The 17,629-nt window shown below is 71.1% G+C and carries 18 protein-coding genes; 12 read left to right on the forward strand and 6 right to left on the reverse strand.

Features of this window, described 5'->3' with window-relative positions; genetic code table 11:
• Nucleotides 1–54: 54 nt before the first annotated feature.
• Complete coding sequence (locus tag ABZ693_RS26925) at nucleotides 55–285, reverse strand: hypothetical protein (protein WP_359882199.1); 231 nt, start codon at nucleotides 283–285, stop codon at nucleotides 55–57.
• Nucleotides 286–950: 665 nt separating this feature from the next.
• Between ABZ693_RS26925 and ABZ693_RS26930 the strand changes: the two genes are divergently transcribed.
• Together ABZ693_RS26930 and ppsA are read left to right on the forward strand one after the other, a co-directional pair.
• Nucleotides 951–1,865 (forward strand): universal stress protein, encoded by a 915-nt coding sequence (locus tag ABZ693_RS26930; RefSeq protein ID WP_359882337.1) that lies wholly within the window; start codon nucleotides 951–953, stop codon nucleotides 1,863–1,865.
• Between the two features lie 129 nt (nucleotides 1,866–1,994).
• A complete protein-coding gene (gene ppsA / locus ABZ693_RS26935; RefSeq protein ID WP_359882202.1) occupies nucleotides 1,995–4,424 on the forward strand; it encodes a phosphoenolpyruvate synthase in 2,430 nt (809 codons plus the stop codon).
• A gap of 330 nt (nucleotides 4,425–4,754) precedes the next feature.
• Here ppsA and ABZ693_RS26940 read toward each other — a convergent pair whose 3' ends face one another.
• From ABZ693_RS26940 to ABZ693_RS26955, 4 genes are all read right to left on the reverse strand, one after another.
• Nucleotides 4,755–5,342 carry a CBS domain-containing protein gene (locus tag ABZ693_RS26940; protein ID WP_359882204.1) on the reverse strand — a complete coding sequence of 196 codons (588 nt, stop codon included), beginning with the start codon at nucleotides 5,340–5,342 and terminating at the stop codon, nucleotides 4,755–4,757.
• The gene (locus ABZ693_RS26945; RefSeq protein ID WP_359882206.1) at nucleotides 5,320–6,675 is read right to left on the reverse strand and encodes a nicotinate phosphoribosyltransferase; all 1,356 of its coding nucleotides are present in this window, start codon (nucleotides 6,673–6,675) and stop codon (nucleotides 5,320–5,322) included. The genes ABZ693_RS26940 and ABZ693_RS26945 overlap by 23 nt, the downstream gene beginning before the upstream one ends.
• 102 nt (nucleotides 6,676–6,777) lie before the next feature.
• On the reverse strand, nucleotides 6,778–7,014 hold the full coding sequence (locus ABZ693_RS26950; protein WP_359882209.1) for a hypothetical protein: 237 nt from the start codon (nucleotides 7,012–7,014) through the stop codon (nucleotides 6,778–6,780).
• A gap of 83 nt (nucleotides 7,015–7,097) precedes the next feature.
• Nucleotides 7,098–7,808, reverse strand: coding sequence for a response regulator (locus ABZ693_RS26955; protein ID WP_359882211.1), 711 nt, complete (start codon nucleotides 7,806–7,808; stop codon nucleotides 7,098–7,100).
• Between the two features lie 302 nt (nucleotides 7,809–8,110).
• On the opposite strand from ABZ693_RS26955, the gene ABZ693_RS26960 reads away from it, so the two are divergent.
• From ABZ693_RS26960 to ABZ693_RS26995, 8 genes are all read left to right on the forward strand, one after another.
• A complete protein-coding gene (locus ABZ693_RS26960) occupies nucleotides 8,111–8,392 on the forward strand; it encodes an STAS domain-containing protein (RefSeq protein WP_359882213.1) in 282 nt (93 codons plus the stop codon).
• Nucleotides 8,393–8,593: 201 nt separating this feature from the next.
• A complete protein-coding gene (locus tag ABZ693_RS26965) occupies nucleotides 8,594–10,114 on the forward strand; it encodes an AAA family ATPase (RefSeq protein ID WP_359882216.1) in 1,521 nt (506 codons plus the stop codon).
• Nucleotides 10,115–10,349: 235 nt separating this feature from the next.
• Nucleotides 10,350–10,763, forward strand: a complete 414-nt coding sequence (locus ABZ693_RS26970; protein ID WP_359882218.1) for a CBS domain-containing protein — start codon at nucleotides 10,350–10,352, stop codon at nucleotides 10,761–10,763.
• A gap of 238 nt (nucleotides 10,764–11,001) precedes the next feature.
• Entirely contained in the window at nucleotides 11,002–11,886 is an 885-nt protein-coding gene (locus ABZ693_RS26975) for a universal stress protein (RefSeq protein ID WP_359882219.1), read from the forward strand.
• 125 nt (nucleotides 11,887–12,011) lie between these two features.
• Nucleotides 12,012–12,473 (forward strand): hypothetical protein, encoded by a 462-nt coding sequence (locus ABZ693_RS26980; RefSeq protein ID WP_359882221.1) that lies wholly within the window; start codon nucleotides 12,012–12,014, stop codon nucleotides 12,471–12,473.
• Nucleotides 12,457–13,095, forward strand: coding sequence for a V-type ATP synthase subunit D (locus tag ABZ693_RS26985; RefSeq protein ID WP_359882224.1), 639 nt, complete (start codon nucleotides 12,457–12,459; stop codon nucleotides 13,093–13,095). Before ABZ693_RS26980 ends, ABZ693_RS26985 begins: the two co-directional genes overlap by 17 nt.
• A gap of 15 nt (nucleotides 13,096–13,110) precedes the next feature.
• Complete coding sequence (locus tag ABZ693_RS26990; RefSeq protein WP_359882227.1) at nucleotides 13,111–14,265, forward strand: site-2 protease family protein; 1,155 nt, start codon at nucleotides 13,111–13,113, stop codon at nucleotides 14,263–14,265.
• A gap of 39 nt (nucleotides 14,266–14,304) precedes the next feature.
• On the forward strand, nucleotides 14,305–14,847 hold the full coding sequence (locus ABZ693_RS26995; protein ID WP_359882230.1) for a flavodoxin domain-containing protein: 543 nt from the start codon (nucleotides 14,305–14,307) through the stop codon (nucleotides 14,845–14,847).
• A 64-nt stretch (nucleotides 14,848–14,911) separates the two neighbouring features.
• Here ABZ693_RS26995 and ABZ693_RS27000 read toward each other — a convergent pair whose 3' ends face one another.
• The gene (locus ABZ693_RS27000) at nucleotides 14,912–15,310 is read right to left on the reverse strand and encodes a DUF302 domain-containing protein (RefSeq protein ID WP_359882233.1); all 399 of its coding nucleotides are present in this window, start codon (nucleotides 15,308–15,310) and stop codon (nucleotides 14,912–14,914) included.
• Nucleotides 15,311–15,822: 512 nt separating this feature from the next.
• Between ABZ693_RS27000 and ABZ693_RS27005 the strand changes: the two genes are divergently transcribed.
• Nucleotides 15,823–16,527: a sigma 54 modulation/S30EA ribosomal C-terminal domain-containing protein gene (locus ABZ693_RS27005; RefSeq protein ID WP_359882236.1), complete on the forward strand. Its 705-nt coding sequence runs from the start codon at nucleotides 15,823–15,825 to the stop codon at nucleotides 16,525–16,527.
• 61 nt (nucleotides 16,528–16,588) lie between these two features.
• Nucleotides 16,589–17,395: a CBS domain-containing protein gene (locus tag ABZ693_RS27010; RefSeq protein WP_359882239.1), complete on the forward strand. Its 807-nt coding sequence runs from the start codon at nucleotides 16,589–16,591 to the stop codon at nucleotides 17,393–17,395.
• Nucleotides 17,396–17,629: the final 234 nt, after the last annotated feature.

Raw genomic sequence — 17,629 nt, forward strand, 5'->3', positions numbered from 1 at the left:
CAGCCCGACCTCGCCGCCCGCGTCGGCCATCCGTTCCAGGAGGTCGAAGCCGCGCTACGCCGGGCCGTGAGGGCCGGGCTTGTGGCGGTGCACCGCGACGGGCACCGGGCAGTGGTGGATCGGCGCGTGCGCCACATGGCCGAGATGGGGCCCGAGCGGTATCCCGCCGCTGGCGGCGGCCGGCGACCACAGACAACGCTTCTGAGACGCTTCGACCAGCTGGTACGCGGCGGACCCGACGGCGGCCTTCGCCGTCGCCTCGACCTTCGGAGAGTGCGCCGCCACGGCCGCGGCAGTGCGCCGAGGTCGCTGACCAGGGCAGAAGCCGGGTCCGTGATCGCCGCGTAGCCGTACGCGGCGGCAGCGTCCGACTGTGCGGGAAGCGCAGCGGGCAGTTGCGGCGGGCTCTCTCCCCGAAGGCGAAACCGAGCAGCGGCTCGCAGGGACGGTGCAGCTCCCCGCCCACTACGACCTCGCAGGGCTGTGCAGGCGGGAGCCGGGGACTGTCAGATCGGCGTTGTCCGCCCGGCCGGTCAACTCCTCGGCCTCCCCGCCCCCGGCTGATCGGCGCTCATCTCAAGATCATGGTAGGCGGCGCGCGCGGCGGCCGGTGCGCCCGCCGGTTCCCGTGCGAACGTGAGAGGGGGCGTGCTCGGCCATGCATCGACGTGGACGAGGCGGAGTGGACGCTCGCACAGGACCGTGGTTCGTGCGGCCCGGTTCGCTGCGGCGGTGTCGGCGAGCCGTCAAGACCGACGACGACCGGGGCTGCCATGGCGGGCTTCCCTGCGGGGGCGTCCTGGGCCGCTCCGCGCGGAGAGGGGCCGGGAGGGCTCGAAATGGACCGAAGGGCCCAGTCGCGGGTGTATCGGAGTGGTGCCAGCGTGGAAGGTGCCGCACCTGGGGCGGACGGAATCCCCGGCCCCGGGACGTACTGCCGAGGAGGAGCGATGAGCAGTGACTTTCCCGTCCACTCGGAGCTCGGCACCGTCATTGTGGGGGTCGACGGCTCCCCGTCCGCCAAGATGGCCGCCCTGTGGGCCGCCGACGAGGCGGCGCGGCGCGGCCAGTCCCTGCATCTCGTGCACGCCGCCGATACCGACCGGCGCGCCCTGTTCGTCCGTGCGGAGACTCTTCAAGCGATACGGGAGGCGGGTCGCGACCTGCTCGACGAGACGGCTGCCGCACTCCAGAAGGATCACCCCGATCTGACCGTGGTCAAGGAACTCAGCAAACTGGAGCCGGTCGCGGCACTCAGCGCGATCGCCGGCCGCCGGGGCACGATCGTGGTGGCAAACCGGGGCCTCGGCGGGTTCGCCGCGCTGATGCTCGGATCGGTCGGGCTGGGTGTGGCCGCCCGAGCCACCGTTCCTGTGATCGTCGTGCGTGCCCAGGCACGTCGCCGTCCATCCTCCGTTCGGCGTGGTCGGCGTGGTCGGCGTGGGCGGCAGCAGGGACTGCCGGGCGGCCGTCGCCTTCGCCGTGGCGGAGGCGAGCCTGCGCGAGGCACGACTGCGTGCCCTCTGGGTGTGGTCCCCCTCCTCCTGTCCCACGACAACGTGGCCCAGGAACTGTCCGAACGCAGTCGGTTGCTCGCCGAGTCCGTGGCCGGTTGCTCGGAGAGGTACCCGGATGTCGACATCGAGCAGGAGGTCGTGCGCGGCCACCCCGTTGAGGAGTTCACCCGCGCTTCCCGGGAATCCCTGGCGCTCGTCATCGGCCGAAGGGGCCATGGCGGCGGCTCCGCCGTACGGCTCGGCTCCACGGTCACGGGCTCCTCCACGGAGCGGCTTGCCCCGTCATCACCGTCCCGAGGCCCCGGGCGACAGGGACCGTCGGCACCGCGCCCGGGGCCGGAGAGATGAGGACGATGCAGCAGATCCGGATCAGCCGCCGGCCCCGGCCGCCCCGTCGGCCCAGCCTCCTCGATCTGCGGACGCCTTCCGGTCGCCCGCTCCCGTACTGAGGCCCCGGCCAGAGCCGTGGAGGACATCGTGAGCACCAACAGGAAGCCGGAGTCCAGGGTCGTGCCGTTCACCGTGCTCGGCCGGAAGGATGTCGACCGGGTCGGCGGCAAGAACGCCTCCCTGGGGGAGCTGACCACCCGACTCGGCGCGGCGGGCATCCATGTACCACCGGGCTTCGCCACCACCGCCGAGGCGTACCGTGAGCTGCTCGCCGGCCATGGGCTGCGCGAGGGGATCGAGGAGCAGGTTGGACGCCTCCACGACGGGACACCGCTCGAAGAGGTCGGTGCCGCCATCCGCTCCCTCCTCCTCGCCGAACCACTGCCCGAGCTCCTGCGGGACGAGATCATCGGCGCCTACCGGCAACTGGCTGAGGGCTGCGGCCGGACGGATCCCGACGTGGCGGTCCGCTCCAGCGCCACTGCCGAGGACCTGCCCGAGGCGAGCTTCGCCGGCCAGCAGGAGACATACCTCAACGTGCGGGGCGTCGACCGACTCGTGGACGCGTGCCGGCGCTGCTACGCCTCCCTCTTCACCGACCGGGCCATCGACTATCGCGAACGCATGGGCTACGACCACCTCACCGTCGCCCTGTCGGTCGGAATCCAGCTCATGGTCCGCTCCGACCTCGCCGGTGCCGGCGTCGTCTTCACCCTCGACCCGGAGAGCGGCTTCCCGGAGGTGATCGTCGTCAGCGCGGCCTGGGGCCTGGGGGAGACCGTCGTCAGTGGCCAGGTCGATCCCGACGAGTACACGGTCTTCAAACCGACTCTGAAACATCCCGCGCTCGATCCGCTCATCGACCTGCGGATCGGGGCGAAGCGCGTCAAGGCCGTCTATGCCGAGGACGGTCTGACCCGGACCGTCGACACGCCCGACACGGAACGCGGCGCGCGGGTCCTCGACGACGCCGAGGTGCGCGTCCTGGCCGAGTGGGCCGCGGCCGTCGAGCAGCACTACGGCTGCCCCATGGACCTCGAATGGGCCAAGGACGGCCTCACCGGCGAGCTCTGGATCGTCCAGGCGCGCCCAGAGACCGTGCAGTCGCGACGCCGCACCACGACGCTGCGCCGGTGCCGTCTGACCGCCACCCCCGTACCCAGCCCGTTCGTCGAGGGCATCGCTGTGGGCGAGGCAATCGGCCAGGGCCCCGTCGTCGCTCTCGACGCGCCGGTAGACCTCGACCGCTTCCCACCCGGCGGCGTCCTCGTCACCGCCGTCACCGACCCCGACTGGGAACCCGTGATGAAACGGGCCTCCGCGATCGTCACCGACCACGGTGGCCGCACCTCGCACGCCGCCATCGTCAGCCGCGAACTCGGCGTCCCCGCCGTCGTCGGCACCGGCGACGGCACGCGCCTCCTGCACGACGGCATGCCGGTAACGGTCTCGTGTGCCGAGGGCGAGCGGGGCCGGGTGTACGAGGGATCACTGCCGTACGAGGAGACCGAGACCGACCTCGCGGACCTGCCCGCCACCCGGACGCACGTCATGCTCAACCTGGCCGATCCGTCGGCCGCGTTCCGCTGGTGGCGGCTGCCCGCGGACGGCGTGGGCCTCGCCCGGCTGGAGTTCATCGTCGCCCACCAGGTAAAGGTCCACCCGATGGCGCTGCTGCACCCCGAACGCCTCGACGCCCACGACCGGCACCTGATCGAGCGCCTCACCGAGGGATATCCCGACCGTGGGCAGTACTTCGTCGACCGGCTCGCCCGTGGCATCGCCCGGATCGCCGCCTCCCGCTGGCCCGCCCCCGTCATCGTGCGCACCAGCGACTTCAAGACCAACGAGTACGCCAGGCTGCTCGGTGGCCGCCCCTTCGAACCCGATGAGGCCAACCCGATGATCGGCTGGCGCGGCGCGAGCCGTTACTACAGCCCGGGCTACCGGGAGGGGTTCGCACTCGAATGCCGGGCGCTGCGCAAGGTCCGCGACGAGATGGGCCTGACCAACGTCGTCGTCATGATCCCCTTCTGCCGCACGCTCGGCGAGGCCGACCGGGTGCTCGGGGTGATGGCAGAGGAGGGACTCGTGCGCGGCGAGAACGGGCTCCACGTCTACGTCATGGCGGAGATACCGGCCAATATCATCCTCGCGGAGGAGTTCGCGGTGCGGTTCGACGGCTTCTCGATCGGCAGCAATGACCTCACCCAGCTCACCCTCGGCATCGACCGCGACTCCGAGGCCCTCGCCCACGTCTTCGACGAGCGGGACCCCGCCGTCGTCCGCAGCATCGGACTCCTCGCCGCACGCGCCCACGCCGTCGACCGCCCGGTCGGCCTGTGCGGCCAGCGGCCCAGCGACGACCCCGGATTCACCGCGCTCCTCGTCCGCGCCCGACTGGACTCGATCTCGGTGGCGCCCGACAGCTTCCCCACCGTGAAACGGACCGTGGCGGAGGCGGAGTCCGCCTTGGACGAGGCCGTCGCGGCCGTGTCGTACGGAGATCCCCTGTGACCTGCACCCCCAGAGTCCCGTCCCGGGTCCAACGCTGAGTGACGTCTGAGGCGGCCTCGTACGCGCCATGCCGACGCGACGTGGACCGTTCGGCCCCGTCTTGGGCGCGTCTGGGCAGAGTGTGACGGAGATGGCCGAGTCCGACGGGGATGTACGGCCGAAGAACCGAGGCGCTTGCCGGGGACGTGGCAGCACTTGCACCCCCGCCCCTGGCGCCGAGTTCGCTCACAGCCACTCCTGGGGCACCGTGGTCATACACGACGCTCATCCGCGACAGTGACGGCGCGCCCGCCGGCGGGTCTGGCGGTGCTGGCCGCGCCGTCGCCGATCTCAGTCGTCGTACCGCAGCCGGTCGACGACACCCGCGACGCCGTCCACGCTGCCGCACAGCCGCTTGACCACGGGTGCCAGGTCGCGGCGCGGCAGAACACCGCTGAGGGTCACCACGCCGTCGGCGACCTCGACGTTCACTGTTGAGGGAGACAGACGCAGGGTGCGGGTGAGGACGTCCTCGACGATCTCCTCCTGGACCGCGCGATCGCGGCGCAGGAACAGCTGGACCACGTCACTGCGGCTCAGGACGCCCAGGACCACGCCCTCCTCGTCCACGACCGGCAGCCGCTTCACGCCCTGCCGGTCCATGACCCGGACCGCGCGCACCACGCTCCACTCGGGCCGTGCCACCACAGCGGGGCTCGTCATGAGTTCCCCGGCGGTGCTTCCTCCACCGCCGTCCGCCTGGCGGCGGACCAGATCACGCTCGGAGACCACACCGAGTGGGTGGCTCGCCTCGTCGACGACGCACACGGCGGTGATGTCGAACTCGTCGAGCAGCCGGGCGACCTCCTTCAAGGAAGTGTCGGGGCGGACGCTCACCGAGGTGGGGGTCATCAGATCAGCGACGCTGCGGTGCCTCATGGCTGTCACTCCCGGTCGTGGCGGCGATGCGCCGCCTCACTTCGTTCGTCAGGGCCGCCAGGCGTGGCGATACGGAGGCCACCGGTGCCTGCGGTTCGTCGATGCGGCGCGCCGCCGCCGGTGCCTGTTTCAGGTCCGTCTCGAAGCGGGCGCGCGCCGCGGCGAGGGAGGGGCGCGGCCCGATCCTGCGACCGTTGCGCATCACGGTCCGGAGCAGCGGCTCCGCGCCGGGCGGGACCGGTTCGTCAAGCAGTCCGATGACATCCACGAGGTCTGGTCGGCGGAAGACCTGCTTGGCGGCGGGGGCGGTGACCTTGCGGGACGACAGCTTCATGACCGGGCGTCCGTCGTAGGCGACGAGTTTGTAAGCCGCGTCGAGGTACGGGGCGTCGGCGGCCACGCCCACCTTCGTGCCGACGGCGTACACGTCGATCGGTGCCCCGGACCGTACGAGCGCGTCCAGCGCGTACTCGTCCAGGCCACCGCTGGCGATGATCCGCACCCCCGGCAGTCCCGCCTCGTCGAGGAGGGTGCGGGCGCGCCGCGCGAGCATGCCGAGGTCGCCGCTGTCGAGACGGATCGCGCATCCGTCCGGAGACCCCAGCTCATTCAGGACGCGAGCGGCGGTCCGGGTGCCGCGCTCGGTGTCGTACGTGTCGACGAGCAGTGTCACGGGCCCCGGGTGGGCCCGGGCGAACGCGCGGAAGGCGTCCAGTTCGCTCGGGAACGCCTCGACATATGAGTGGGCCATCGTGCCGGACGCCGGGATCCCGTACCGGACGGCCGCGGCCACGTTGCTCGTGCCCGCGAACCCCACCAGCGCTCCGAGCCGCGCCGAGGCCAGACCGGCCTGCGGGCCGTGACTGCGGCGCAGCGAGAAATCGATCACCGGACGTCCAGCGGCCGCCAGCACACAGCGAGCGGCCTTCGAGGCGACCGCGGTCTGGTGGCAGACCAGCGAGAGCAGATACGTCTCGACGAGCTGTGCCTGCGGAAGCGGCGCGGTCACCTCAAGGAGCGGCTCGCCAGCGAGGACGATCGTTCCCTCCGGTACGGCCCGCACCTCGCCGTCGAAACGAAGTCCGACAAGCGGCCGCAGGTCCTGCTCACGCCGGTGCAACACCTCGGCGAAGTCCCTGGCGTCCGCCGGCCCGACCGTGAAGCCGGAGAGGTAGTCGAGCGCGGGCTCCAGACCTGCGGCGACGAGGAATCCGCGCCCCGGCGGCAGATCCCGCACGAAGAGACTGAACGTGGCAGGTGATCGCATGCCTTCGCGGGAGTACGAGAGGGCCATGGTGATCTCGTAGAGGTCTGTCGTCGTCACCTTCGACACGCCACTCAGCTCCCTCATGTCCGTACGCCGCCGGGCGCCCCCTCACTTCGCGTCGTTCCTGTGGTTGCCCCGCCAGTTCCGTGGACCGGAGGAGGACATCGCTCAGGCGAAGTCGAGCCTCCGCCACCGCTCTGCGGTGCGTGACCCGTCCAGCGGGGCCGCAGTCGACTCTGTGATCATCTGCAGGTATCCCACCATCGAGCGCGGATCCCCCGTGACCGTCCGGGCGGTCACCGCGTCCTCGACGAGCGAGGTCACCAGCGCCGCATCGGGACGGCGGAGGGGCCGAAGGGCGCCGGGCCGGCGGGCGTCGCTCATGTGCGCGTCGCGCTGGTCCATGCGATGCCCGCCGACGGCGCTGGCGTGCCGGAGGGCGACAGGCGAGGAAACCGTTCGGCACACGGCAGGAGCGGCAGTTGCCGCTAACGTGACTGTCGGCGTCGGAGGGGTGGCACGTCATGGCCGTGGTCGTGCTCGTGTGCCTGGGCGGCGATCACGGCGGCTTGTACGCGCCGCTCGACGCCGAGTTTGTCGAGGAGACGGGAGATGTGGTTCTTGACCGTCTTCTCCGACAGGTACAGACGCTTGGCGATCTCATGATTGGTCAGTCCTTCGCCTACCAGGTCGAGTACCGCGTGTTCGCGTTCCGTCAGCACCGCCAGGCGCTGGTCCTCCGGCGGCTTCCCGGCCTGAGGGTCGCGCAGGGTGCTCATGAGGCGAGCCGTAGTGGCTGGATCCAGCATCGACGCGCCCGTGGCCACCGTCCGTATCGCCGCGACCAGGTCGGAACCCTCGATCTGCTTGAGGACGTAGCCGGCGGCCCCCGCCATGATCGCGTCCAGCAGAGCCTCCTCGTCGTCGAACGAGGTCAGCATCAGACAGGCGAGCCCCGGTACCCGGGAACGCAGCTCGCGGCATACCGAGACGCCGTTCCCGTCCGGCAGCCGGACATCGAGAACGGCGACATCGGGTCGCAGCGCGGGCCCACGGGCCAGCGCCTGCTCCGCCGACGACGCCTCCCCGGCAACCTCCATGTCCGGCTCGTCGTCGATCAGCTCACGCACGCCTCGACGCACGACCTCGTGATCGTCCACGAGGAAGACCCGGGCAGGTGGGGTGGGTATCTCGGCCATGTCGGTCCCCAGTCGACGAAGGGAAGAGAACCTTGGACGTGTGCCCCCGATTATCTCAGGATCACCGGTCCCGCACACGGCGGAACCGGTCGGCTCGTCCAGCGTCGGTGCGGCCCACTCGTGCAGTCGGGCTGCGAGCGAACCCGACGACTGCGGGTGCGTTCGTCTTCGTCGGGTGCCACCCTTGGAGGGCGTTTGTCTTCGCTCACGCGTCCGGATCCCCGAGAGCCCCGGCTCCGCTCCAGGGGCATCTGATAGACGTCGCCGAGTGGCGTCGTTCCGCCGTGGACGGGAGGACCCTCGTGATCATCACTCACAGCGTCGATGGAGACATTCTCCGTGTCACGCTCCATCGCGACCTGGATGTCACCAACCGAGCCGCGGTTGCGCTGGCACTCCAGACCCTGGTCCAGGCGCACCACCCCATGCGGGTGCTCGTGGAGGTCCCGCTGACCGAGCCCTCATCGGCGACTCTGAGTGCGCTGGTTCGCACCCACCGTATGTGCAGAAATGTGGGCGTCGACTTCGCGCTCACCGGGCTCGGTGCCGACGCTCAGCGACTTCTGGACGAGAGCGTCTCCTGAGCGGTCGGCATCCAGTGCAGCACGTACGGGTAGCGCTCGGGCAGGGGCCGAACGGGTTCTTCGAGGGGCTGATCGGAGCCTCACGGCCTGGGCCCGCAGCTCGTATCGTGAGATGCACGGGGCGAAGACCCCCCTCTCCTCGCCCCCCTGGCGTTCGGGTCGTCCACAGGCACGAGAGTGCCCTGGGAAGGGGAGATAACCGTGGGAGATCTGATCACCCCTGTCGCCCGACCGCAGGGGCTCTACGACCGTGAGGCCGAGTGGAAGCGCCTTGTCGCGTTCGTCGACGATCCGCGTCCCAGGCCCGCGATCGGTGTCGTCACCGGTCCACGGGGGCACGGTAAGTCGTTTCTTCTCAAGGCCCTGGCCCGTGCGACGGGTGGGTTCTACTTCGCTGTTCAGGAGGCCGCCCAGGCCGAGACCCTCCGCGCGCTCGCCCAGCGGTACGCGCGCCATGCTGATCTCGCACGGGCGCCGCACTGGACGGGATGGAGGGACGCGCTGCTCACGCTGGCGGTCTCGGGGTGTGGCCCGACCGCGTTGGTCGTCATAGACGGATTCCCCGAGGTCGTGCGGCAGAGCCCAGGGTTCCCGGCCACGATCAGCGAGGTGTGTCATCGGCTGGGTGACGGCCCGGGCGGTTCCTCCCGGCTACGGCTGCTGCTCTGCGGCAGCACGACACCGGTGATGAGCCGACTGCTCAGCGCCTCGACCATGTGGGTGGACCAGGTCGTGGAGCTGGCCCCCCTGGACTTCCGGCAGGCACGAGAAATGTGGGCGATCGACGACCTCGGGCTCGCGCTGCGGGTGCACGCCGTTGTCGGTGGCAGCGCGGCCTTCCGCTTCGACCCCGCAGGCGACCGGCCCCCGGCCGGCTTCGCCGACTTCGACCGGTGGATACGCGAGTGCGTGCTCAGCCCCCGGCTGCCGCTGTTCTGGAGGGCCGGGCACATCCTGGACCGCGTACCGGACAGCTGGGACATCGCCGCGTGCCATTCCACCGTGGCCGCGCTCGCTGCCGGCCGATCCACGCCCGGGGAGATCGCCGACTTCCTCGACCGGCCGGCGACGGAGGTGCCGCACATCCTGTCCCACCTCGAAGCACGTGGCCTGGTGCGCGGCGAGCCCGACGCCTTCCAGCCCGGACTGATCCACTACCGCATCACCGAACCGCTTCTGGCCTTCGACCACGCTGTGATCCGCCCCCGCCGCGCCGACCTCGTGGACGCGGATGCCAAAGCGATCGACGAGATCTGGCGGCAGGCCCGGTCCGTGTTCGAACGAGACGTGGCGGGCCCGCACTTCGCCCAGATCTGCCGGGAGTGGGCGGTCCGGTTCGCCCCGGCGGATATCTTCGGAGACGCACCGGCATCCGCGTTGTCGGGCTCCGTCCCACACGTCACCGATCAGCCTGCGGGGATCGACATCGTGGTGCGCGGCCGAGAAGCCCTCCGCCGCGGTCCGCTGCTGTCGATCGGCCAGGTCTCATGGACGGAGCCCATGGACACGCCCCACCTCGAACGGCTGCGCGGTCATCTGGTGCACCTCGCCGCTCTCGGCGAGGACGCCGACCGGACCCGCCTCGTCTGCTACGGAGCCGCAGGGTTCGGCCCGGACCTCCGCGATGCCGAGGCGCGCGGGAAAGTGCTCCTCGTCTCACCCGAGCAGATGTACGGCGACGGACAGTGGCCGCGCACAACGGAGGAAGGAGGACATCAGTGACCGCCAGGGCGCAGCCGCCCCAAACACGGGAGACCAGGGAAAAGGTCCGGTCCGGCCGCCGGCAGATCCCGAGCGGCGTGCTTCCCACGCCGAGCGTGACGGCGTACGTCCCGGTGAAGGGGATCAGGACACGTCCCAGGCGACCAGTGCACACCATTCGTGTGAGCGCCCTCTTCCTCTGACAGCTCGGGACCACTCCGGAAGAAGCAGGCCATCAACGAAGGAGAAAGCAGCCATGACGACCGCACGCGAGATCATGCACACGGGCGCCGTCTGTGTGCAGGAGAACGAGACTCTCGTGGACGCCGCGCGCCGTATGGACGAACTCGGCATCGGCGCCCTGCCCATCTGCGGGCCGGACGACCGGCTCCACGGGATGATCACTGACCGGGACATCGTGGTGAAGTGTCTCGCCAAGGACAAGGACCCGCGCCATATGACGGCCGGACACCTCGCCCAGGGCAAGCCGATCACCGTAGACGCGGACGCCGACAGCGAGCAGGTGCTGCGGACCATGACGGAGCACCACATTCGCCGTGTCCCCGTGATCGACGACCACCGGCTCGTCGGCATGATCAGCGAAGCGGACCTCGCCAGGCACCTGGACGAGCAGCAGGTCGGGATGTTCGTCGAGGCCGTCTGCGCCTGAACGGCCACGGCACCCGACCACCGCTGCCAGAGACGGTGGCTGGTCCTCGGAGGAATGAGGGATTCGGGGACCACCCTGACCGTGTCCTGGCACGCGAGCCAGCCACCGGCTCCGAGGCGCGGCGGGTCGATTCAGGTCGCCTGGTTCAGGCATCAGGAGGATCTGCCGGTCGGTGTGCTCTGTGGCCGTCGAGCGTCGCCGGGGGAGCCTTGACATGGGGGCTGGGCGGAGGAATGCCGTGAGCGGACTGGTGATTGTGGGAGCGGACGGCTCGGCGTCGAGCCTGGCCGCCGTCGAGACGGCGGCCAGCGAGGCCCGGTGGCGAGATGCGGGGCTGCGGATCGTGCACGCCTTCCACTGGCCGGTGGCACGTGTGCCGTTGTGGCAGGCCCTGCCGATGCCGGACGAGGGCGAGATCCGGAAGATGACCGAGGGGCTGCTGAGCGAGGCGATAGAACGTGCCAGGACGGTGGCACCGTCGGTTGACGTCACCCCCGCTGTGGTGATGGGGGAGCCAGTGGCGGTGCTGGAGGCACAGTCGCGTGCCGCGGAGCTGGTGGTCGTCGGGTCCCGGGGCATGGGCGGCTTCGTCGGGCTGGTGGTGGGCTCCACGGCTGTGAACCTGGCAGCGCACGGCCGATGTCCCGTGCTCGTGGTGCGGGACCAGCCGGAGCCGACCGGGCCGATCGTGCTGGGGGTCGACGGCTCCCGGGCCGGCGCGGCGGCGGTGGACTTCGCGTTCGCGGAGGCCGCGATGCGCGGCGTGGGCGTCGTCGCCCTGCATGCCTGGACCACGTGGAACGCGCCCGTGCCTCCGCCGCAGGATCCCGCCGAACCGTACGCGAGCAGACCGGGCATGCTCGCCCAGGCCGAGGAGCGTCTGCCCGCCGAGGCGCTCGCGGGCCGCCGGGAGCGGTACCCGGACGTCGCTGTCGAGCTCCGCGTCGTGCACGGTGCGACGCGTGAGGCTCTGATCGAGGCAAGCAGCGCCGCGCAGCTCGTGGTCGTCGGCGCACGGGGGCGCGGTGGTTTCGCGGGCCTGCTGCTGGGCTCGGTGAGCCAGGCGGTGCTGCACCACGCGCACAGCCCGGTCGCCGTGGTGCGACAGCCCGCCGAGCGCTGACCCGGGGGCTCGCTCCGGTGGTCGGTCCGGAGGGCCCCGCCCCCGGTCCACCAGGTCGCGGTTCGAGGCGACAGCTCGCGCGGGGGTGGCGAGACTGGAAACGAAGTGAGAGAGGAGGTCGCCGGATGCGACTTCGGACCTTCCTCGCACGGTTCCGGCTCATGGGCGCGCCCGGTGCGGCCGTCGTCGCCGTGCCGGACGACCGGGCGGGCGACCCCGCCGCAGAACTCGGGCCGGTGCTTTCCCGGCTCACGGGCGTCCAGGAGCAGGCGTCGGAGATCCGCGCCAGAGCCGGGGACGAGGCCGCGGCCCTCCTACGGGAGGCGGCCCGGCAGGCCGCCGACATCGTGGCCGACGCCCAGGAACAGGCCGGTCGGGTGCGTACGGAAGCCATGGCTTCCGCGCTGGCCGCGGCCCGCCGTGAGGAGATCGCCCTTCTCGCGGCCGGGCGGAGCGCGGCGGAGCAGGTGCGCAGGCGGGCCGGCGAGCGGATCCCCGGTCTCGCCGACCGGGTGGCCGGGTACGCTCTCGGCCGCCCCGACAGTCTGGGGAGCGACGCATGGGCGCCGGGTGGGTCGCCGGTGTGATCAGGGCCAGAGCTCTGACGTCCCAGCGACTGGGGTCCGCCGCCACCCACGAGCTGGCCGCGAGCCCAACCCTTGCCCATGCCCTGCGCGGTCTGGCCGGCTCGACCTACCGGGAAGCCGCCGCCCGCAGCCCGGGGAGCGGCTCTGGACGTCCCGGCTCCGCGAGGCCGGGAAGTGGTTGCTCCGTGGCATGCTGCTGAGCGGGGAACAGGCCCTCGCCCAAGGGACCACGGCAGACAGGGCGACGGTCACGATCGCGTACACGACCACCATGGGGGTACGGCACCCCGCCGACGTGACGTGCAAACCCACTGCCCACTCACCGGATGATCCGACGCCGCGCAACAGCGCGCTGGTCCAGGCCGAGGCGGCTTACCACGACGTGGTCAGGACGGCGGCCGAGTACGCGTCCGCGCGCGAGACGACCCGCCTCGTGGCCGCCGAGATCCGCAGGACACGGCAACGCGTCCGCACGCTGCGCCACCACCGGATCCCCCGTCTGAGTGGAGAACTGGCCGCCGCCGAACAGAGCCTGGAGCAGACAGAGCACGAGGGGTCCGTCCGCAGACGGTGGGCCTCCGCACCGGCCGGAGCGGCGGGCACGGGTTCGTCACGTATCTGACGATGGGAGAGCACCATGCGACCGACGTTCGTTCTGGGGCGGATCGCCGGAGTGCGGATCGGAGTCCACTGGAGCGTTCTGCTCATCTTCGCGGTGATCGCCCTCGGGCTCGCGGAAGGTCGCCTTCCCGAGGCGCACCCGGGCCGCGCCTGGCCGGTGTACTGGGCGGTCGGGCTGCTGACCGCCGTGGTCTTCTTCGCGTCCCTGCTCGCGCACGAGCTGGCGCACGCGATCCTCGCCCGGCGTAACGGGGTCGAGGTGGACGACATCGTCCTCTGGCTCCTCGGCGGTGCGGCCCGGCTCAAGGCGGAGGCGCCGAATCCGGCGGCTGAACTGCGGATCGCGGGCGTCGGCCCCTTGGTCAGCCTCGTCCTGGGCGGGCTTTTCACGCTCGCCGCGTGGCTGCTCGACACCACGTCCGCGCCGGGCTTGGCCGTCGAAGCGCTGGCCTGGCTCGCCGCGATCAACATCCTGCTGGCGGTGTTCAACATCGTTCCGGCCGCCCCGCTGGACGGTGGGCGACTGCTGCGTGCCTTCCTGTGGTGGCGTACGGGAGACCGGCTGCGGGCGACCGCGGGCGCGAGCGCCGCCGGGCGCGCCTTCGGCTGGTTCCTGACGGTGGTGGGCCTGTTCCTGTTCGTCAGGGGAGACATCCTCGGCGGACTGTGGCTGGCGATGATCGGCTGGTTCCTGGTCGCCGCGGCCACCGCCGAGGGACAGCAGGCGCAGCTGCGTGCCGTCCTCGCCGGGATTCCGGTACGGCACGCCATGACACCGGAACCGGTCACCGTCCCCGCTGGCCTCACGGTCGCCGAGTTCCTGGTCGGCCCCCGGTACCGGTATCGCCACTCGGCGTTCCCGGTGACCGGCGACGGCTCGGCACCGGTCGGCCTCATCACTCTGGACCTGGCCAGGAAGGTCCCTGAGGACCGGCGGCACGCTGTGATGGTGGAGCAGGTCATGCTGCCGTTGTCGCAGGTCACGGTCGTCGGCGCGGACAGCCCTCTGGCCGACCTGCTGACCCGTATCGAGCCGGGCGCGGAGCATCGTGTTCTGGTGCTCGACCGGGACAGACTGGTCGGCATCGTCTCGGCGTCGGACGTCAGCCGCATGGTCACCTGGCTGATGACGACCATTCCGCGCGGGCGCGGCGGCGGCCGGGGTACGTAGTGCATCCGCCCCGAGCCGAATCGGACACGGAGAAAGGCCATGGCTTTCGTGCGGATCCTGTACGCCTCCGAGCATCACTCCACACAGGAGATCGCCGAGCGGATCGGCGCTCGGCTGAGAACTCACGGTCACCGTGCCGAGGTACAGGCGCTGGACCCGGCCCCTGGCAGGCAGGGGCTGGACCAGGCTGACGCGCTCGTGATGGGGAGCGCGGTTCATGACGGGGCCTGGCTGCCGGAGGCCGAAGCCGCCGTCCGAGGTGGCGCCGAACAGTTGCGCGAACAGCCGGTCTGGATGTTCAGCGTCGGTATGTCCGCCGCGCTGCCCAAACCCTTGCGCCTGCTGGCTGACCGTGCCGAGCAGCCGCCTATCGCCGCGCTCGTCGATGTCGTCCGTCCCCAGGAGCATCGGCGGTTCTCCGGCGTGATCCGGCGCGAACACCTGGACCGCGAGGGGGCCGTGCTCTTCCGCCTGCTCGGCTGCCGTTACGGAGATCACCGGGACTGGGCGGCGGTCGAGGCATGGGCGGACGAGATCGCCGGACAGCTTGACGAGCTGCCCGCACACGGTCCCGCGGAGTGACGCGCTTCCATGGCCGACCGGCTCCCGCGGAGGGCCGGCCGGTCCTGCACGGCGACCTGACCGTTCACGCAGTGCCTTCCACGAGGGAGGCGAGTGCCGCGTCGAGGCGGCGAGCCGCCTCGTCCGCGACGGGGGCCATCGCGTCGACGCCGGTGAGAGCGACCATGGTGGAGGGGGCGATGGCCTGCACGATCACCTGGTCGCCTTCGGTGCGGACCACGACATTGCAGGGCAGCAGAAGGCCGACCGAACGGTCGGCGTCCAGCGCCTGACGGGCGAGTGGGGGGTTGCACGCTCCGAGGATCAGGTACGGCTCCATGTCGTGGTCGAGCTTCGCCTTGAGCGTGGCTTGGACGTCGATCTCGGTCAGGATGCCGAAGCCCTGGCCGGCCAGCGCGCGGCGGACGGCCTCCGCCGTTTCCTCGAAGGTTCCCGTCAGCTTGACGGTGTGGTCGTACGGCATGGTCTTTACCTCACTGCTCCGATGACGATCTCGTGGGCACGTAGTCGGCCCAGGCCGGCATGCCGCTGTACGGGCGGCCTGGGTCGGGCCGTGACCAGCAGCATGATGCCCTGACCGCACTCGTCCGGAGGCGAACCACCCCGACGGCAATGCGGATCGCAGCGGTTCTGACCGCCGGGTGCGACGGTGGGGGCGACTGGGGCGCCGCGCGTCGGTGTGGCCTGCGCCCAGCCAGGAGCCTTCCCCGGCGGACTGTCAGTCCCCGAGAGGGGGCCGTTCGGCCCCTGCGGGTCTCGTGGATCGAGGGAAGACTGGATGGCGGGTGAGAGCTGTGGCTGGAGCCGAGCTCCCGGGCCGGGGGCGTCGACGGGACCCACGTACGAGGGGCCGTCGGCACCTCACACGTGGGACGAAGAGTTCTCGGCGGCCCCACTGGCGCACGAACGCCTGCTTGACCAGGAGGTCGTAAGGGCGGCCGACCACGCGAACTCCTCCCCTCGGCGGAGGCCATCATGAAACGAAACTCGGCACAACCCCTCAGCGACGTACAGGTGGAGACCCGGGGCGGTGTGTCCAGCGACGAAGCCGCCTACGCCCGGGACAAGGTGCGGGCCGTGTTCGGCCAGGCGCCGGGGCCCGTGCTCTTCGCCCGGGTGAAGCTGACCCGGTACGCGAACCCGGCGATGGAGCGGCCCGTGACGGCCCAGGCCAATTTGGACGTCAACGGCAAGCCCGCCCGCGCGCACGTGGCGGGTGTCAACGCCACGGAGGCGGCCGATCTTCTCCGGGACCGGATCGAAGGCGTGCTGGCGCGGATGGCGGAGCACTGGGAGGCCCGGCGTGACCGGAGGCATCCGCCGGGCACCTCCCACCCATGGCGACACGGTGACGAGCCGACCCACCGCCCCGACTACTTCCCGCGCCCGGCCGAGGACAGCGTGTTGTACCGCTCGGACCCGGAGGGATACCGGCTGGCGCAGGTGCATCCGCGTCCCGACCTGATCGGCCCGGTGGCAGTGCCGGTGACCGTCAGCCCGGCCGCCGCCCCTCGCATGACGATCATGGAGGCGAAGGAGCGTCTGGATGTCACCAGCTGGCCGTTCGTGTTCTTCGCCGACGCCGGCATCGGCCGCGGAAACGGCCTCTACCACCGCTACGACGGCCACTACGGTCTCATTACCCCCACCGCCCGCGAGCCGTCGACTACAGCCGCCTGAACAGGACGAGCCACCGCGCCGTCCCAGGCCCGGGCGACATGGCCCATCTGGAGACATCGTCATGAAAGAGCGTGAGAAGTCCGCAGCGGGCGCCAAGGCCCGACGAGCTGTGCCCCGGCACGGCTGGCGGCCCGACGAGCAGCAGCGGCAGGACGCCCTCATTCGTTACGTCGGCGCGATCGCGAACGTGTCCGCCGCCAAGACGGCTCGGCCCGCCGAGCAGGCACCCCGTACGGCCCTCCTCGTACGTGACCTGATGAACGCGCCCCCGCCGTCGGTCGCCCCGGATACCACCCTGACCGACATCGTCAGCGCGCTGTCGGCGCACGAGACAGGGTCGCTGCCCGTTGCCGACACTGATGGCCGGGTCATGGGCGTCGTGTCCGAGGCCGATCTGCTCGCCGTCGTCGCCGCCCGGGCGTATCGGCCCAGCGCCGTGCGCCAGGTGCGAGGGACCGGGCCGTCGGTCGAGCCGGGCGAGGAGACGGCCGAGACCCTCATGACCAGCCCTGCTATCACCGTCCAGCCGGACACGACGGTCCCCGAGGCCGCCTGGCTGCTGGCTCTGTCCCGTCTCAAGCGCGTTCCCGTGGCGGAAGCGGACGGTCGGCTCGTGGGCACCGTCCACCGGCACATCCTGCTTGACGCACTGCTCAAGGAAGACCCTGCCGTCCTTGAGGGCGTGCGGGGCCGCATCAAGCAGGCGTTTCCCGACGCCGCCGACACCGTGGAGGTCACGGTCCACGAGGGAGTGGTCCGCCTCCGCGGCTCCGTGACGGGCGACGAAGCGGCGCGGCTGCTCGCCGAGGTGAAAGGGCTCGAGCCGGTGACCGACGTGCTCGACGAGCTGACCGTACGGGACGGCTGAGCGGGCGGGCGCCGGGGACTGGCCTGGCCCACGTGAGTCACAGCGCGTGCGCTTCGCAGGGCACAGCCCGTTCCGGCCCTCTTCGCCTCTTCTCCGGATCCGGGAACCGACTCGTCTGGGGTCTGCCCCTATGCCAAGGGCGTCGTCCGGTGATCGCATCAGTCCTCTTCTCGGGCCAGCATCTCTCACGCTCGGCGAGATCAGGCCCTCCCCGTGAGCCGCCCAAGCCACCGG

The organism is Streptomyces laurentii (assembly GCF_040635425.1).
GTDB lineage: Bacteria > Actinomycetota > Actinomycetes > Streptomycetales > Streptomycetaceae > Streptomyces > Streptomyces laurentii.

Coding starts and splice junctions, on each gene's coding strand:
- ABZ693_RS26930 (WP_359882337.1), top strand. CDS start 951: ATGAGCAGTGACTTTCCCGTCCACTCGGAGCTCGGCACCGTCATTGTG.
- ABZ693_RS26940 (WP_359882204.1), bottom strand. CDS start 5,342: ATGAGGCACCGCAGCGTCGCTGATCTGATGACCCCCACCTCGGTGAGC.
- ABZ693_RS26950 (WP_359882209.1), bottom strand. CDS start 7,014: ATGGACCAGCGCGACGCGCACATGAGCGACGCCCGCCGGCCCGGCGCC.
- ABZ693_RS26955 (WP_359882211.1), bottom strand. CDS start 7,808: ATGGCCGAGATACCCACCCCACCTGCCCGGGTCTTCCTCGTGGACGAT.
- ABZ693_RS26970 (WP_359882218.1), top strand. CDS start 10,350: ATGACGACCGCACGCGAGATCATGCACACGGGCGCCGTCTGTGTGCAG.
- ABZ693_RS26980 (WP_359882221.1), top strand. CDS start 12,012: ATGCGACTTCGGACCTTCCTCGCACGGTTCCGGCTCATGGGCGCGCCC.
- ABZ693_RS26990 (WP_359882227.1), top strand. CDS start 13,111: ATGCGACCGACGTTCGTTCTGGGGCGGATCGCCGGAGTGCGGATCGGA.
- ABZ693_RS26995 (WP_359882230.1), top strand. CDS start 14,305: ATGGCTTTCGTGCGGATCCTGTACGCCTCCGAGCATCACTCCACACAG.
- ABZ693_RS27000 (WP_359882233.1), bottom strand. CDS start 15,310: ATGCCGTACGACCACACCGTCAAGCTGACGGGAACCTTCGAGGAAACG.
- ABZ693_RS27005 (WP_359882236.1), top strand. CDS start 15,823: ATGAAACGAAACTCGGCACAACCCCTCAGCGACGTACAGGTGGAGACC.
- ABZ693_RS27010 (WP_359882239.1), top strand. CDS start 16,589: ATGAAAGAGCGTGAGAAGTCCGCAGCGGGCGCCAAGGCCCGACGAGCT.